At 65.6% G+C, this 15,553-nt stretch carries 15 protein-coding genes and 4 tRNA genes; 2 read left to right on the top strand and 17 right to left on the bottom strand.

What is annotated here, in order from left to right; genetic code table 11:
* Positions 1-61: 61 nt before the first annotated feature.
* The 11 genes from secF to thrS all read right to left on the bottom strand — a co-directional run bounded on the left by secF (position 62) and on the right by thrS (position 10,700).
* On the bottom strand, positions 62-1,051 hold the full coding sequence (secF, locus tag ABUA37_RS04865) for a protein translocase subunit SecF (RefSeq protein ID WP_349898002.1): 990 nt from the start codon (positions 1,049-1,051) through the stop codon (positions 62-64).
* Positions 1,051-2,820, bottom strand: coding sequence for a protein translocase subunit SecD (gene secD, locus ABUA37_RS04860; RefSeq protein ID WP_349898001.1), 1,770 nt, complete (start codon positions 2,818-2,820; stop codon positions 1,051-1,053). The genes secF and secD overlap by 1 nt, the downstream gene beginning before the upstream one ends.
* A gap of 101 nt (positions 2,821-2,921) precedes the next feature.
* Positions 2,922-3,341, bottom strand: a complete 420-nt coding sequence (locus ABUA37_RS04855; RefSeq protein ID WP_349898000.1) for a preprotein translocase subunit YajC — start codon at positions 3,339-3,341, stop codon at positions 2,922-2,924.
* Between the two features lie 77 nt (positions 3,342-3,418).
* Positions 3,419-4,462 (bottom strand): Holliday junction branch migration DNA helicase RuvB, encoded by a 1,044-nt coding sequence (gene ruvB / locus ABUA37_RS04850; RefSeq protein WP_349897999.1) that lies wholly within the window; start codon positions 4,460-4,462, stop codon positions 3,419-3,421.
* Positions 4,459-5,082: a Holliday junction branch migration protein RuvA gene (gene ruvA / locus ABUA37_RS04845; protein ID WP_349897998.1), complete on the bottom strand. Its 624-nt coding sequence runs from the start codon at positions 5,080-5,082 to the stop codon at positions 4,459-4,461. Before ruvA ends, ruvB begins: the two co-directional genes overlap by 4 nt.
* On the bottom strand, positions 5,079-5,678 hold the full coding sequence (gene ruvC / locus ABUA37_RS04840) for a crossover junction endodeoxyribonuclease RuvC (protein ID WP_349898631.1): 600 nt from the start codon (positions 5,676-5,678) through the stop codon (positions 5,079-5,081). Before ruvC ends, ruvA begins: the two co-directional genes overlap by 4 nt.
* 14 nt (positions 5,679-5,692) lie before the next feature.
* Positions 5,693-6,454 (bottom strand): YebC/PmpR family DNA-binding transcriptional regulator, encoded by a 762-nt coding sequence (locus ABUA37_RS04835; protein ID WP_349897997.1) that lies wholly within the window; start codon positions 6,452-6,454, stop codon positions 5,693-5,695.
* Positions 6,455-6,505: 51 nt separating this feature from the next.
* Entirely contained in the window at positions 6,506-7,114 is a 609-nt protein-coding gene (pdxT, locus tag ABUA37_RS04830) for a pyridoxal 5'-phosphate synthase glutaminase subunit PdxT (protein ID WP_349897996.1), read from the bottom strand.
* Positions 7,115-7,138: 24 nt separating this feature from the next.
* The gene (pdxS, locus tag ABUA37_RS04825) at positions 7,139-8,089 is read right to left on the bottom strand and encodes a pyridoxal 5'-phosphate synthase lyase subunit PdxS (protein WP_407075348.1); all 951 of its coding nucleotides are present in this window, start codon (positions 8,087-8,089) and stop codon (positions 7,139-7,141) included.
* A gap of 64 nt (positions 8,090-8,153) precedes the next feature.
* A complete protein-coding gene (locus tag ABUA37_RS04820) occupies positions 8,154-8,720 on the bottom strand; it encodes an HIT family protein (protein WP_349897994.1) in 567 nt (188 codons plus the stop codon).
* 3 nt (positions 8,721-8,723) lie between these two features.
* On the bottom strand, positions 8,724-10,700 hold the full coding sequence (thrS, locus tag ABUA37_RS04815) for a threonine--tRNA ligase (protein WP_349898630.1): 1,977 nt from the start codon (positions 10,698-10,700) through the stop codon (positions 8,724-8,726).
* A gap of 96 nt (positions 10,701-10,796) precedes the next feature.
* Between thrS and ABUA37_RS04810 the strand changes: the two genes are divergently transcribed.
* On the top strand, positions 10,797-11,525 hold the full coding sequence (locus ABUA37_RS04810) for a VIT1/CCC1 transporter family protein (protein WP_349897993.1): 729 nt from the start codon (positions 10,797-10,799) through the stop codon (positions 11,523-11,525).
* Positions 11,526-11,831: 306 nt separating this feature from the next.
* Here ABUA37_RS04810 and ABUA37_RS04805 read toward each other — a convergent pair.
* The 3 genes from ABUA37_RS04805 to ABUA37_RS04795 form a co-directional block, all read right to left on the bottom strand.
* Positions 11,832-11,903, bottom strand: a tRNA-Val gene (locus ABUA37_RS04805).
* A 41-nt stretch (positions 11,904-11,944) separates the two neighbouring features.
* Positions 11,945-12,018, bottom strand: a tRNA-Cys gene (locus tag ABUA37_RS04800).
* Positions 12,019-12,067: 49 nt separating this feature from the next.
* A tRNA-Gly gene (locus ABUA37_RS04795) sits at positions 12,068-12,139 on the bottom strand.
* 157 nt (positions 12,140-12,296) lie between these two features.
* Here ABUA37_RS04795 and ABUA37_RS04790 point away from each other — a divergent pair.
* Positions 12,297-12,372, top strand: a tRNA-Val gene (locus ABUA37_RS04790).
* A 7-nt stretch (positions 12,373-12,379) separates the two neighbouring features.
* Here the strand turns inward: ABUA37_RS04790 and ABUA37_RS04785 are convergent.
* The 3 genes from ABUA37_RS04785 to ABUA37_RS04775 all read right to left on the bottom strand — a co-directional run bounded on the left by ABUA37_RS04785 (position 12,380) and on the right by ABUA37_RS04775 (position 15,481).
* Positions 12,380-12,949 (bottom strand): dihydrofolate reductase family protein, encoded by a 570-nt coding sequence (locus ABUA37_RS04785; protein WP_349897992.1) that lies wholly within the window; start codon positions 12,947-12,949, stop codon positions 12,380-12,382.
* Between the two features lie 67 nt (positions 12,950-13,016).
* The gene (locus ABUA37_RS04780) at positions 13,017-14,138 is read right to left on the bottom strand and encodes a hypothetical protein (protein ID WP_349897991.1); all 1,122 of its coding nucleotides are present in this window, start codon (positions 14,136-14,138) and stop codon (positions 13,017-13,019) included.
* 83 nt (positions 14,139-14,221) lie between these two features.
* On the bottom strand, positions 14,222-15,481 hold the full coding sequence (locus ABUA37_RS04775) for an ammonium transporter (RefSeq protein ID WP_349897990.1): 1,260 nt from the start codon (positions 15,479-15,481) through the stop codon (positions 14,222-14,224).
* Between the last annotated feature and the right edge of the window lie 72 nt (positions 15,482-15,553).

Below are 15,553 nucleotides of genomic sequence, written 5' to 3'. Positions count from 1 at the left end.
TCGCGACTGCGGCTGCGCCGTTCGTTCGCTCACGGCGCGTGGAGGAGTATGCGTCTCGCACCTACTCGACGATGCTGGCCTGACGAGCGGAGAGCACGCGCTTGTCCCTCTTCTTCACCGCTTCGTCGTAACCTCGCAACTGCGCATACAGCGGTGCCGCGATGAAGATTGTGGAATAGGTTCCGACGAGGATGCCGATGAACAGTGCGAGCGAGATGTCGCGAAGCGTACCCGCCCCGAGCAGGAGTGCACCAATGAAGAGGATGCCCGCAACGGGGAGGATGGCGACGACCGAGGTGTTGATCGACCTGACGAGCGTCTGGTTGACCGCATAGTTCACCGATTCACCGAATGTTCTGTGCGTCTCCGCGCCTTCCTCCATGGTGTTCTCACGGATCTTGTCGAAGACGACGACCGTGTCATAGAGCGAGTATCCGAGGATCGTCAAGAATCCGATCACGGCCGCCGGCGTTACCTCGAAGCCCAGAATGCCGTAGAAGCCCGCGGTGATGACGAGGTCGTGAAGCAGCGCCACGATGGCGGACAGCGACATCTTCCAGGTTCGGAAGTACAACGCCATCACGACGCCGGCGAGCAGCACGAACACGATCAGACCGGTGATGGCCTGCCGCGTGATGTCCTGTCCCCATGTCGCACCGATGAATGAGGTCGTCACCTTGGAGTTCTTGACGTCGTACGCCTTTGCGAGGGCGTCCTTGATCTCGACCGTCTGCGCGTCGGTCAGCTGATCCGTCTGGATGCGCACCGAGTGGTCACCGATGATGGTGACCTTCGGGTTGGCGTCCGCGACGACGCTCTTCACCGTGTCGCTCGCCAATGACTGCTTGAGGTTCGTCGTCTGCGAGACCTGGAACTGCGAGCCACCGCGGAATTCGATTCCGAAGACGAAACCGCCCCGGATGATCGGGACGATGATCGCCGTGAGGATGAGTAGCGCCGCTACGACGTACCAGACCTTGCGCTTGCCGACGATGTCGTAGGAGCGCTCGCCCGTATAGAGGTCGTTACCGAAGTTGGAGAAGCTGGCCATCAGGAATCCTTCCCCTTGCCGCCGATACTGGCCTGTTCGGCCGCCTTGCGCTCAGCAATCGTCTGCCGCTTGGCCGCCTCCCTGCTACTGCTCGACCGCTTCGCCGCCGACACACCGGCCGGCTCGCGGAACGTCGCACGCCCGCGGTAAACGGCACCCAGCGCCTTCGGGTCGAGCCCGCTGAAGCGGTGACCCTCGGAGAAGAACTTCGTGCGGGAGAGCAGCTGCAGCACCGGGTGGGTGAACAGAGCCACCACGACGATGTCGATGATCGTGGTGATACCGAGCGTCAGGGCGAATCCCTTGACATTGCCGACGGCGACGATGAAGAGGATGCCCGCGGCGAGGAAGTTGACCGTGTCGGACGCGAGGACGGTGCGGATTGCACGCTTCCAACCCGCCTCAACGGCCCCTGGCAGTGCCCGGCCATCTCGCAACTCATCACGTATTCGTTCGAAGTAGACGATGAACGAGTCTGCGGTGATGCCGATGGCGACGATGAGGCCGGCGACGCCGGCGAGCGACAGTCGATACCCCTCGCGCCAGGACAGGAGGGTGACGAAGAGGTAGGTGATCGTCGCGGCTACGACAAGCGAGGCGACGGTAACGAGCCCGAGCAGGCGGTACTGCAGGAGTGAGTAGATCACGACGAGGATGAGACCGATGAGGCCGGCAAGAAGCCCGCTCTGCAGCTGACTGCTACCGAGCGTGGCCGAGATCTGGTTCTTGCTCTGTACCTGGAACCCGATCGGAAGAGCACCGAACTTGAGCTGGTCGGCGAGCGTCTTCGCGGTCGCCTGGGTGAAGTTTCCGGTGATCTGCGGCTTGCCGTTGGTGATCACGGCATTCGTCGTCGGCGCCGAGATGACACTGCCGTCGAGCACGATCGCAAATTGGTGCCGCGCACCGGTCAGCGAATACAGCCGCGTCGTGACCGCACCGAACTCCTTGGCCCCCTTCGAGTTGAAGACGATGTTCACCGCCCACTGGTTGGTGACGGCACCCTGGCTGTTGCTCACCTGGCCGGCGGAGGCATCGGAGATGGTCTCTCCTGCCACCTCGACGGGACCGAGGATGTACTTCGTCTGCTGTTGACCCTTGTCGAGCGATGCAGGATCGTCACAGGTGATGAGAGGTTTCTTCGGGTCGGCGATGTTGGCGCCGGACTTCTCGACGCTCTTGCAGTCGAAACTCGCGAACTTCTTAGCAAGCTCCGGTGTCACCCAGGCGAGGTCGCTCGCATTCGTGGGAGTCGCGGTGCTGGTCGGCTGTGTTGAGTCCGGTGTGGATGATGCGCTCGGGTTTGCTGTGGCACCCGCGGAAGGCGTGGCGCCGGGCGTGGGAGTCGCATCGGCCTGCGAATTGGCCGCGGCATCCGTCTGCAGAACGGCGCGGAACTCGAGCTTCGCCGAGGATTCGATGCGGTCGATCGTTGCCTGATCAGCCACACCGGGGATCGAGACGACGACGTTCTGGCCACCCTGTGTGTTGATCTCGGCCTCGGAGACGCCCGAGGCGTCGATGCGCTGCCGGATGATCGACACGGCCTGGTCGAGCTGATCGGCGCTCGGCTGCGCCGCGCCCTCGGCGATCTTCGGCGCGAGGATGATCTCCGTACCGCCCTCGAGGTCGAGCGCCAGCTTCGGCGTAGGTGCTGCCCCATCGAAGAGCATGCCCGCCCCGTTGAGCCCGGCGAGAAGCGCCACTATGACGATCAGCCAGGTCAGGGAACGCCACGCTTTTCGTACCGGGGTGTTACGTGCTGCCAACGGGAACTCAGCTTTCTACGCGTGCGAGGCGTTATGTGACTACGGACGCAGCTCAAACCTCTCCCGCGCGAGTAGTGCGCGGGCACACATCAGGTTAGTGGTTAGTCAACGGCCTTTTTGCTGCTGCCACGAGCGGGCTTCTTCGGCGCCGGCTCGATACGCTCGCCGAACTCCGGCTCGCCGGCTGCGATCGCGTGGTCGGTGTTCAGCTCTGCTTCAGGCGCAGCGTCGCTTGCGTCGCCTGCCACGGCATCCGGCGTCTCGTCGTCTACGGCCTTGAGGATCGTCTGGCGGTGAATCCGCAGCACGGTGCCAGGGGTCGTCTCGATCAGCGCGATATTGCTCTCTTCGTCGAGGTCGATGAGCGTGCCGTAGAGGCCGTAGTTCGTCATGATCTCGGCGCCGGGAACGATCGTCGCCTGACGCTCTTCGGCCTGCTTCGCACGCTTACGCGAACTGCGGAACTGGAAGAAGATGAAAACGGCCAGCGCAACCGCGATAAGTATGAATTCTGTGGGCATGGTGCGAACGAGCCTTCCGAGATGGTTGGTATAGAGAGCCTGAAGTCTAGGCGCGGGTGCTGTTAAGCCAGCTTGAATTATAGGTCATCGCCGAAGAGCGCCTCGCTCGGCTTGCTCAGCCCGAAGTGCGACCACGCCCTTCTGCTGGCGACGCGGCCCCTCGGTGTGCGGGTGAGCAGCCCGATCCGCACGAGGAAGGGCTCGACCACCGACTCGATCGTCTCGGCTTCCTCGCCGACGGAAACCGCGAGTGTTCCGAGCCCCACGGGACCACCGTCGAAGCGCGTGAGGATCACGTCCATGACGGCGCGGTCGAGCCGGTCGAGTCCCAACTCGTCCACGTCATAGAGTTCCAGAGCGGCGTGAACAGCCTCCAGGCCGGAGGTGTTGTGCACGAGCGAGTAGTCGCGTACGCGTCGCAGCAGGCGGTTCGCGATGCGCGGCGTGCCCCGGCAGCGCCCCGCGATCTCGGCAAGGGCCGAGCGGTCGACCGTGAGTCCGAGTAGCGTCGCGGCGCGCGTGAGCACCTGCTCCAGCTCGTCTTCCGCATAGAACTCGAGGTGCGCGGTGAACCCAAACCTGTCGCGGAGCGGGTTGGGAAGCAGTCCAGAGCGAGTGGTCGCGCCGACCAGCGTGAACGGTGCGAGATCCAGCGGGATGGAGGTCGCGCCGGCGCCCTTGCCCACCATGATGTCGATGCGGAAATCCTCCATCGCGAGGTAGAGCATCTCCTCGGCAGACCGCGCCATGCGGTGGATCTCGTCGATGAAGAGGATCTCCCCCGGCACGAGCGAGGAGAGAACTGCGGCGAGGTCACCGGCGTGCTGGATGGCGGGGCCGCTCGACATCCGCAGGGAGCGCCCGCTCTCTTCGGCGACGATCATGGCCAGCGTGGTCTTGCCGAGCCCGGGGGGTCCGGCCAGGAGGATGTGATCGGGGGTGCGATTCTGCAGGCCGGCGGCTTGCAGCAGCAGCTGCAGCTGCGCGCGCACCTTTGCCTGCCCGACGAACTCGGCGAGAGTCTTGGGGCGCAGAGCACCCTCGAAGGCGAGCTCGGCCTCCGACTCCGGGGTCGGGCGCACGATCGCCACGGAAGGGTCATCCGAGAGCTCGGAATTCATGAGGCCTCCCCGACGCTCGACGTCTGCTGCGGTCCGAGCGCGGCAAGCGAGAGCCTGAGCAGTGCCGGCACCTCGAACGCGGCGCCGTTCGAGCCGGCAATCGCGTCGTCGAGAGCCTGCGCTGCCACCCGCTCCGACCAGCCGAGTCCCACGAGTGCCACCAGCACGCTGTCTTTCACGGCGACCTGCACGCTCGGCGTGGCGCGCTCTGCCGAGGCCGAGACGTGCATCTTGCCGGCGAGTGAGAGGACGATGAGCTTGGCGGTCTTCGGTCCGATGCCGGACACCTTGCGGAAGGCGGCATCATTCTCGGTCGCGACGGCCGCGGCGACATCGGCCGGGGCCATCACGGCGAGCACGCCCATCGCGGACTTCGGACCGACACCGGTGACCCCGCGCAGCAGGTCGAATACGGCCAGCTGTTCGGCATCCGAGAACCCGAAGAGGGCGAGGTCGTCTTCGCGCACGACGAGGGCGGTGTGCACGGCGGCCTCGGCGCCGACCCGCAGCGACAGTGCGTGCTGCGGCGTGACGGTGACGGCGAGTCCCACTCCCCCGACCTCGATGACAGCACTCGTGCCAGCCGCAGACAGGACTGTGCCACGCACCGAAGAGATCATGGTGCCAGCCTACGTTTGACCGCCGACTTCCCCGCGGAACGCTCCGCGGCGAGCCACGCCTGCTGCGCCGGTGTCGGCGTCGCTGCTTCTCCATCACCTCGCCCGCTCGAGCCGGTCAGCAACCCCGGGGTGCGCCAGGCGTGGCACAGAGCAATGGCCAGGGCGTCGGATGCGTCGGCGGGGCTCGGCAGTTCGGCAAGACCGAGCACCCGCGCCACCATCGTCGCCACCTGTTTCTTGTCCGCCGAACCGTAACCCGTGATGGACGCCTTGACCTCCGACGGCGTGTGCAGTCCTGCCGTGAGCCCATGACGCGCGGCGATGAGAAGCGCGACCCCGCTGATCTGGGCGGTGCCCATCACGGTGCGCAGGTTGTGCTGCGCGAAGACGCGCTCGATCGCAAAGGCCTGCGGTTGGTACTCGTCGAAGAGGCGTTCGATCTCGGTGCCCACGGTGAGAAGGCGCTGTTCGAGGGGCAGTTCGTGCGGCGTCCGGATGACCTCGACGCTCACCAGTTTCGCCGTGCGGGTGGCCGCGACATCGACGATGCCGACCCCGCAGCGAGTGAGGCCCGGGTCGATACCGAGGACCCGGATGGTCACAGGGTGGCCTACTCCTCCTCGTCGAGGACGGCCTGGACCTCGGCGGGGATGTCGAAGTTGCCGTAGACGTTCTGCACGTCATCGTTGTCGTCGAGCGCGTCGATGAGGCGGAAGATCTTGCGCGCGGTCTCGACATCCACCTCGATGGTGAGCCCGGGCACGAACTCGACGTCCGCCGAGTCGTAGTCGATTCCCGCCTCCTGCAGCGCGGTGCGCGCCGCCACGAGGTCGTGCGGCTCCGACACGATTTCAAAGCCCGCGCCTCGGTCGTTGACCTCCTCGGCACCGGCATCGAGTACGGCCGCGAGGATGTCGTCCTCGGTGACGCTGTCTGTCTTCGTGACCGAGATGACGCCCTTGCGGCTGAAGTTGTATGCGACGCTCCCCGGGTCACCCATCGTGCCACCGTTGCGGGTCATGATGGTGCGCACATCCGCTGCGGCGCGGTTCTTGTTGTCGGTGAGGCACTCGATGAGCAGAGCGACACCGCCGGCCGCGTAGCCCTCGTAGATGATCGTCTGGTAGTCGACGGCCTCGCCGAGCTGGCCCGATCCGCGCTTGATCGCGGAATCGATGTTGGAGTTCGGGACCGAGGTCTTCTTCGCCTTCTGCACGGCGTCGACGAGCGTGGGGTTGCCTGCCAGGTCGGCGCCGCCGAGCTTCGCGGCGACTTCGATGTTCTTGATGAGCTTGGCGAACGACTTGGCACGGCGCGAGTCCTTAACGGCCTTCTGGTGCTTCGTGGTTGCCCATTTGGAGTGACCTGACATGCTGAACATTCTAGCCAGCCGCTCGACGCCTCCCGGCCGCGCCGTGCAGGGTCAGCGGTGACTGGCGCCGAATCCCACGCTCTCGACACGGTCGAGGAAGTACTGGTGAAAACGCGTGTCGCCCGTCATCTCCGGGTGGAACGAGGTGCCGAGCAGGTTGCCCTGCTCAACAGCCACGACCCGGCCATCGTCCAGTGCAGAGACGACGGTCACATCGTCGCCCACCCGCTCGACTACGGGCGCCCGGATGAAGACCGCGTGCATCGGAACGTCGCCGACCACGGGAATGTCGAGGTCGACCTCGAAGGACGAGGTCTGCGAACCGAAGGCATTCCTGCGCACGTCGATGTCGAGACCGCCGAGGCTCTGCTGACCCTCGATCGCGTCGAGCACGGTGTTCGAGAGCATGATGAGGCCGGCGCAGGTGCCGTACACCGGCAGGCCGGATGCAATGTCCGCCTTCAGCGGTTCCGCGAGCCCGAAGAGGCGGCTGAGTTTGTCCATCACGCTGGACTCGCCGCCCGGGATGACGAGCCCGGCCACCTTGTCCAGGTCCTCTTCGCGCCGAACCGGGATGACATCCGCACCGAGGAAGCGCAGCACGGCAATGTGCTCGCGGAAGTCGCCCTGCAGCGCGAGCACACCGATCGGCGCCGTCATGCCGTGATCTTTCGGTTGCGTGAGTTACCAGCCACGTTCGGAGAGGCGGTGCGGTGCAGCGAGGTCAGCGACATTGATGCCCACCATTGCCTCGCCGAGCCCTCGGGAGGCCTCGGCGACGACCGAGGCGTCATCGAAGAAGGTCGTGGCCTTCACGATGGCCGCGGCACGCTTCGCGGGATCGCCCGACTTGAAGATGCCGGAACCGACGAACACGCCGTCAGCACCGAGCTGCATCATGAGTGCGGCGTCCGCGGGGGTTGCGACGCCGCCGGCGGTGAACAGCACGACGGGAAGCTTGCCGGTGCGCGCAATTTCGAGCACAAGCTCGTAGGGCGCCTGCAGTTCCTTGGCCGCGACGTAGAGCTCGTCTTCGCTCTTCGCCGTGAGCGCCGCGATCTCCGACTTGATGGTGCGGATGTGCTTGGTGGCCTCGGAGACGTCGCCCGTGCCTGCCTCGCCCTTCGAGCGAATCATCGCCGCGCCCTCGTTGATGCGCCGCAGCGCCTCGCCCAGGTTGGTTGCGCCGCAGACGAAGGGAACGGTGAACTTCCACTTGTCGATGTGGTTCACGTAGTCGGCCGGGCTGAGAACCTCGGACTCGTCGATGTAGTCGACCTTGAGCGCCTCGAGGATCTGCGCCTCGACGAAGTGGCCGATGCGGGCCTTCGCCATGACCGGGATCGACACGGCCTCGATGATGCCGTCGATGAGGTCGGGGTCGCTCATGCGAGCGACACCGCCCTGCGAACGGATGTCTGCGGGCACCCGTTCGAGCGCCATGACTGCGACGGCCCCGGCATCCTCGGCGATCTTCGCCTGCTCGGCGTTCACCACGTCCATGATGACGCCGCCCTTGAGCATTTCGGCGAGTCCGCGCTTGACGCGGCTCGTGCCCAGTTCTCCTGCGTTGCTGCTGTCGCTCACTATTGCCTTCCCTTTGGGCTGCCGATCGGCGCCCCGTAGCTGTGCCATCCAGTCTCAGCGGCGCGATCGTGCTGCCTTCGCGGCGTGGGGATGTGCCCCTATTCTACTGCGACTAGGGCTTCGGCCAGGCCGCGGCGACATCCGCCCGAACGCCCCCCAGGAGCTGCGGCACGGCCTTCGTTTTGGCGATGATCGGAAAGAAGTTCGAGTCGAGCGCCCAGCGCGGAACGATGTGCTGGTGCAGGTGGTCGGCGATGCCCGCGCCGGCGATCCTGCCCTGGTTCATTCCGAGGTTGAAGCCATCGCAGTGCGCGACCTCGCTGAGCACGCGCATCGCCGTCTGGGTGAGGCTACCCATCTCGGCAACCTCCTCGGCGTTGGCCTGGTCGTAGCTCGCGATGTGCCGGTACGGGCACACCAGCAGATGGCCGGTGTTGTACGGAAACAGGTTCAGCAGCACGTAGCAGTGCTCGCCGCGGGCAACGATGAGCGCCTTCTCGTCGTCGAGCGCGGGGGCGGTGCAGAAGGGGCATGCGTGCGCCTCCGGCTGCTGTCCCTCTTGGATGTAGACGAGACGGTGAGGCGTCCATAACCGCTGGAACGAGTCCGGCACGGCCGCGAAGTCGCTCGAGTTCTCGATCGGCACGTCGCCGAACTCTCCTGGCTCGTATGGACCCATGGGCTACACCTGCGCCTTCGTCGCGATCGCGGTCGTGATTCTCTCGATCGCGTCGGCGATGGGGATGCCGTTCTCCTGCGTGCCGTCACGGAAGCGGAAGCTGACCGCACCCGCCGCCCTGTCCTCTTCGCCGGCAATGAGCTGGAAGGGCACCTTGGCCTTGGTGTGCGTGCGGATCTTCTTCGGCATCCGATCGCTCGAATGGTCGACCTCTGCGCGCACTCCCCTGGCCTTGAGCTGCGCAATCACGCCGTCGAGGTAGTCGCCATATTCGTCCGCCACCGGGATGCCGACCACCTGCACCGGGGACAGCCACACCGGGAAAGCGCCGGCATAGTGCTCGAGCAGGATCGCGAAGAAACGCTCGATCGATCCGAGGAGCGCGCGGTGGATCATCACCGGCTGCTGCCTCGTGCCATCCGCCGCGGTGTATTCGAGGTCGAAAAGTTCGGGCTGGTTGAAGTCGAGCTGCACCGTGGAGAGTTGCCAGGTGCGGCCGATGGCGTCCCTCGCCTGCACCGAGATCTTCGGCCCGTAGAACGCGGCTCCGCCCGGGTCATCGACGAGTTCGAGCCCGGATTCGACGGCGACCTGTCGCAGGGTCTCTGTCGCCTCGTCCCACTGCTCGTTGCTTCCCACGGACTTCTCCGGGTCCCTGGTCGAGAGCTCGAGGTAGAAGTCGGTGAGTCCGTAGCCGCGCAGGGTTTCGAGCACGAATTCGAGCTGGCGGGTGAGTTCCGGCTTCACCTGTTCGGGCGTGACGTAGATATGTGCGTCATCCTGGGTGAGGCCGCGAACGCGGGTGAGGCCGGAGAGCGTTCCGCTCTTCTCGTAGCGGTAGACCGTGCCGAACTCCGCGAGTCGCAGCGGGAGCTCGCGATAGCTGCGGCCGCGCGCCCGGTAGATCAGGTTGTGCATCGGGCAGTTCATGGGCTTGAGGTAGTAGTCCTGCCCCTGCCGGGTGATGTTGCCCTCGTCGTCGCGCTCCTCATCGAGGTGCATGGGCGGGAACATGCCGTCCTTGTACCAGCTGAGGTGCTGGCTGACCTCGTAGAGGTGCGCCTTGGTGATGTGCGGCGTGTTGACGAGCTCGTAGTCGTTGGCGAGCAGCCGCTCGCGCATGTAGTTCTCGATCTCGGCGCGGATGATTCCGCCCCGGGGGTGGAACACCGCGAGTCCCGAGCCGATCTCCTCGGGGAACGAGAACAGGTCGAGTTCCGCGCCGAGCTTGCGGTGGTCGCGCTTCGCCGCCTCTTCCATCCGGGCCTGATACGCCCTCAACTCCTCCTTGGTCGGCCACGCCGTGCCGTACAGGCGCTGCAACTGCTTGTTCTTCTCCGAGCCGCGCCAGTAGGCGGCGGCGGTGCGGGTGAGCGCGTATCCGTTGCCGATCATGCGCGTGTTCGGCAGGTGCGGGCCCCGGCACAGGTCGCGCCACACGGTCTCGCCGGTCTTGGGATCGACGTTGTCGTAGATGGTCAGCTCGGCACCGCCGACCTCCACGGATTCGTTGTCATCCGTGCCGCCCGCACCCTCGGTGGGGTGGCCCTTCAGACCAATGAGCTCGAGCTTGTACGGCTCGCCAGCGAGTGCCGCGCGTGCCTCATCCTCGGTGACAACGCGGCGCACAAAGCGCTGGCCCTGCTTGATGATCCGTTCCATGGCCTTGTCGATGGCCTTGAGATCCTCGGGCGTGAACGGCACCTCGACGTCGAAGTCGTAGTAGAAACCGTCGGTGATGGGCGGTCCGATGCCGAGTTTCGCCTCCGGATTGATCGACTGCACGGCCTGCGCGGCGACGTGTGCTGCCGAGTGCCGGAGGATGCTGAGACCGTCCGCCGACGAGATCAGTACCGGTTCGACCACGTCGCCGGCCTTCACCGCGGCGGCGAGGTCGCGCAGCTGCCCGTCGACCCTCACCGCGACGACGCTGCGGTCGGTGAACAGCTCGAACCCCGTCGTGTCTGTCTCGGCCGTCACTGCCTCAATCGGGGACGCGGCGCTGGCGGAGGATTCAGACACTGGTGAGGTGCTCCTTACTGGGAAAAGTGGTCAGAACAACTGTAGCGTCGCAGCATGACCGTCCCCGCGAGCCCCGCCTTCGAACCCCACGACGAGCCCCACGACGCGCACCTCGCATCGCGCTTGAATTGGCTGAGAGCCGGAGTGCTCGGCGCCAACGACGGAATCGTCTCAACGGCGGGCCTCGTTGTGGGCGTCGCGGGCGCCACGGCGAACGTCGCGGCCATCCTCATCGCGGGGCTCGCCGGACTCGTAGCCGGCGCGCTGTCGATGGCCGGTGGCGAGTACACCTCGGTGAGCGCGCAGCGCGACACCGAGCGCGCCGCGCTGGCAAAGGAGCGATACGAACTCGAGCACATGCCCGATGAGGAGCTCGCCGAACTCGCCGAACTCTACGAGGCGCAGGGGCTGTCGAAAGACACAGCGTCGCGGGTCGCGACGGAGTTGACCGCTCATGACGCGCTCCGGGCCCACGCGCAGATCGAACTGGGCATCGACCCGGACCATCACGCCAATCCGTGGGCCGCCGCCCTCGCATCGATGGTGTCGTTCGCGCTCGGGTCGGTACTCCCGCTGCTCGCGATCGCATTGCCGCCGGTGAGTGTGCGCATACCGATCACCTTCGTCGCCGTGATCGCGTCGCTGTCGATCACCGGATGGGTTGCCGCACGACTCGGAGGCGCTGCACCCGGTCGAGCGATCATCCGCAATGTGTTGGTCAGCGTGGTGACCATGGTCGTGACCTTCGCCATCGGCAGCCTGGTGGGCACCCACATCGGTTGATGACGTAACGCCCCGACAAGAGTTTTCGGAGCCTTCCTAAAGTGCGCGGCACTGGGATCGAACCAGGACGGCCGCCTTCGAGCGGTCGCGGAGCGTTCGCGGTGGTCGTCGGTCGCCGGCTCGATCCTGAAATGACATAGGGCCCCGAAACGAGTTTCGGGGCCCTACTGAAGTGGGCGGTACTGGGATCGAACCAGGACGACCGCCTTGGAGTGGACGCGGAGCGTTCGCGGTGGTCGTCAGGTCGCCGGCTCGATCCAGAAAAGACGTAAGGCTCCGAAACACAGTTTCGGAGCCTTACTTGTGTGGGCGGTACTGGGATCGAACCAGCGACCTCTTCCGTGTCAGGGAAGCGCGCTACCGCTGCGCCAACCGCCCGGGATGTCGTACTGAGTGGTTTTGTTCTGAGTGTTGCTGAGTGGAGGTGGCGACGGGATTTGAACCCGTGTGGACGGCTTTGCAGGCCGCTGCCTCGCCTCTCGGCCACGCCACCATGGTGGGTTCTCACACGTTGTTGAGTTCTCAGCGTGAGACTTCACTCGAGCGGATGACGAGATTCGAACTCGCGACCCTCACCTTGGCAAGGTGATGCGCTACCACTGCGCCACATCCGCATGCCCGCATTTCTGCGTGCTCAGTGACTCTATACGAAAGCCGGAGCGTTAGCCAAACGCAGCGCGGTGTGTGTCGCGGCGCGCTCGAATAGGTGCTCCGCCTTCGTGTCGGCTAGGATCGTGTCTCGCAGAAAGAGCCGCTTCGGAGGCTTTCAGCGGGCGATTGGCGCAGTTGGTAGCGCGCTTCCTTCACACGGAAGAGGTCATCGGTTCGAGTCCGGTATCGCCCACCACAGCGCGTCACGCGGGCTCTCGCCTCGGCCGGTATCGCATGGCGACCGCGCCAGACTGAAGCTCGGCGCGGCCCACGAGATCGAGTTGGATGCGCTTGCGCAACCCAGAGAGCAACGTCGGCCCGTGTCCGGCAAGCACCGGCTGCACGAGGAACTCGTACTCGTCGATCAGGTCTGCGTCCGCCAACGCACCAGGAAGCGTGACACCACCGACCCACAGCCCTTCGCCGGGCTCCTGTGTGAGCCGATGGACCGCCTGCACCACGTCACCTCGCAGCAGCTCTGCATTCCAGTCGACTGCGGCAAGCGTGCTCGAGACGACGTACTTCTTCGCGCGATCGATGGTCTCGGCGAAGGGGATCTGACACTCCTGCACCCAGTCGGGCCATGATCCCGAGGCAGGCTTGCGCCACGCGGATTCCATCATTTCGTAGGTCACCCGGCCGAACAGCAGGGCGTCGGCGCGCGCCAGCTGATCCGTCCAGTAGCGCATCGACTCGACGTCGGGCGCGAGGCCGGCCTCGTGATGACAACAGCCGTCGAGCGTGACGTTGATCGAGTATCGAAGTGGTCTCATCGCGTGGCTCTCCTTTGAAGCGCGTGCGGGGTTGATCGCATCGTACTCAGCCGGCCAGAGCCGTGATTCAGCGACGCGGCGACAGCACCCGCCGCAGCAACCACGCGAGGATGCACGCGACCAGGAAAGACCACGCGGCCACCCCGATCGCAGCACCCGCCTGGTCCGCGATGCCGTCGGGCTGACCGGAGTCCTTCCATCCGATGCCGTTGCCGAGCAGGCCGACATAGGTGAGCCCCACCGCACCGCCCACGAGGTGGATGCCCGTGATGTCCAGGCGGTCACCGAACCGCGAGCGGCGACCGAGGGTCACGATCGCGGCGCAGGTCGCTCCGGCAAGCAGCCCGAGCAGCGCGGCCCAGGCTGGTGTCAGGATGTTGCAGGCAGGCGTGACCGCTACCACACCGCTCACGACTCCCGAGGTCGCACCTCGCACCGTCGGCCGACCCGTCATCAGGAACTGCACGACGATCCACGCGACGGCGGCCAACGCAGGAGCGATCAGCGTATTGGTCACCAAGACCGAGAACAGTGCGTCCACGCGTCCCTCCGAGCCGACGACCAGCCCGAAGGCGCCGCCCCAGATCAGCACGGTGCCGCCTAACATCCCTGCCGTGCCGCGAGCGGCTGGCACCACCGATGGCCGCAGCACCACGAGCAGGGCGAGCGCGGCAGCACCCGCGGTCACGTGGATGAGCGCTCCCCCGGCCTGATCATTGATCTGCAGGCCGGTGAACAGCCATCCGTCGGTCATGTTGAACTCGGCGTAGGCCACGGGCACGTACGCGAGGAGCGTCCACAGGGCGACGAAGACGAGCCATGGCCAGAGTGCCACCTTGTCGCCGACGGCGCAGGCCACGATCGTGAGAGTCAGCACGGCGAGCGAACCGTGGAATGCGGCGGCCGTGAAGGTCTGTGCGACGGCGCCGCCATCCGCAAGGTCGAGTGCGAAGGGATCGCCGAGAAGGCCCGGAATGAGCGGCGCGCCGAACACGAGACCGTAGCCGCAGATCGCCCACACGATCACCACGGTGACCGCGGTGACGAAGGCGCGCCTACTGCCGAGTCGACCCCGCGAATAGAACAACCACGCGCCCATTGCCATGGCGAGAACGAGTACGGCGCACAGCACCAGCAGCAGGGTGCGCTGCTCCAGCTCTGCGGCAGTTGCGGTCGCGAGAGCGCCCATCGGACCCGTCCTCTCGCAACCGCGGTTAACGATGGCGGGGGCGCCGCTCCTGCGAGCAGCACCCCCACCGTTCGTGGATAGTTTTACACGGTCTCGAGCGCGTAGCCCTCTTCACCGTGCACGATCGTGTCGACTCCCGCGACCTCATCCTCGTTCGTGATGCGGAAACCGATGGTCTTCTGGATCGCCCAGCCGATCGCATAAGCGAGCACGAAGGAGTAGATCGCGATGCCGAAGGCGGCGAGTGCCTGCGCGCCCAGCTGCTTGAGGCTGCCCGTGTCGAGCAGACCGATACCGCTGCCGAAGATGCCGATGTAGAGCGTTCCGATGATGCCGCCGACGAGGTGGATGCCGACCACGTCGAGCGAGTCATCGAAGCCGAGCTTGTACTTCAGGTCGATCGCGAGAGCACAGACGGCGCCGACCACGAGCCCGAGCAGCATGGCCCAACCGGGCGTCAGGATGTTGCAGGCCGGCGTGATGGCCACGAGTCCCGCGACGGCGCCTGAGGCCGCACCGATCGAGGTGGGCTTGCCATCCTTGATTCGCTCGACGATCAGCCAGCCGAGAATGGCGGCGGAGGGTGCCGCAAAGGTGTTGATCCAGGCGATTGCCGCGACGCCATCCACCGCCGCCTCAGACCCCGCGTTGAAGCCGAACCAGCCGAACCACAGCAGCGCGGCGCCGAGCAGCGTGAGCGGAACGTTGTGAGGCTTCGACAGGCCTTTGCGAAATCCGACGCGCTTGCCGAGCACGAGAGCCAGCGCGAGACCGGCCGCGCCGGCATTGATGTGCACGGCGGTTCCGCCGGCAAAGTCGTTGACCTTGAGACCGAAGGCTGCCCAGCCCTGGCCGAGGTTGAAGACCCAGTAGGCCACGGGGAAGTAGACAACGGTGGCCCAGACGCCGGCGAAGATCATCCAGGAACCGAACTTCGCCCGGTCGGCAATCGCGCCCGAGATCAGGGCGACGGTGATGATCGCGAAGGTCGCCTGGAAGCCGGCGAACGCGAGCGCGTTCAGGTCGGGCGACATCGCTCCGCCCTTGCCGATGCCCAGCAGGCCGGTGAGACCGAACAGGTCGCTCGGATTGCCGAGCCAGCCCGGGATGAGCGCGGGACCGAAGGCGAAGCCATAGCCGTAGAGGACCCACAGCACCCCGACGAGACCCATCGCGCCGAAACTCATCATCATCATGCTGATGACGCTCTTGGCCTTGACCATGCCACCGTAGAAGAAGGCAACGCCAGGCGTCATGAGCAGCACGAGCGCTGCGGCGACGAGCAGCCACAGCGAGTTCACGTTATTGGTTATGGCGTCGGTCGCAGCCGAAAATTCGACCATGGCGGTTACCTCTCTCTCGCGCGGACGAGCGGCTGTGGTCCGAACACTCGATCGGATGCCCGCCGTCCTGGG

The sequence above is a fragment of the Parafrigoribacterium soli genome, assembly GCF_040227235.1.
Taxonomy (GTDB): Bacteria; Actinomycetota; Actinomycetes; order Actinomycetales; family Microbacteriaceae; genus Parafrigoribacterium_A; species Parafrigoribacterium_A soli.
This window is presented reverse-complemented; position numbering and strand designations above follow the sequence as displayed.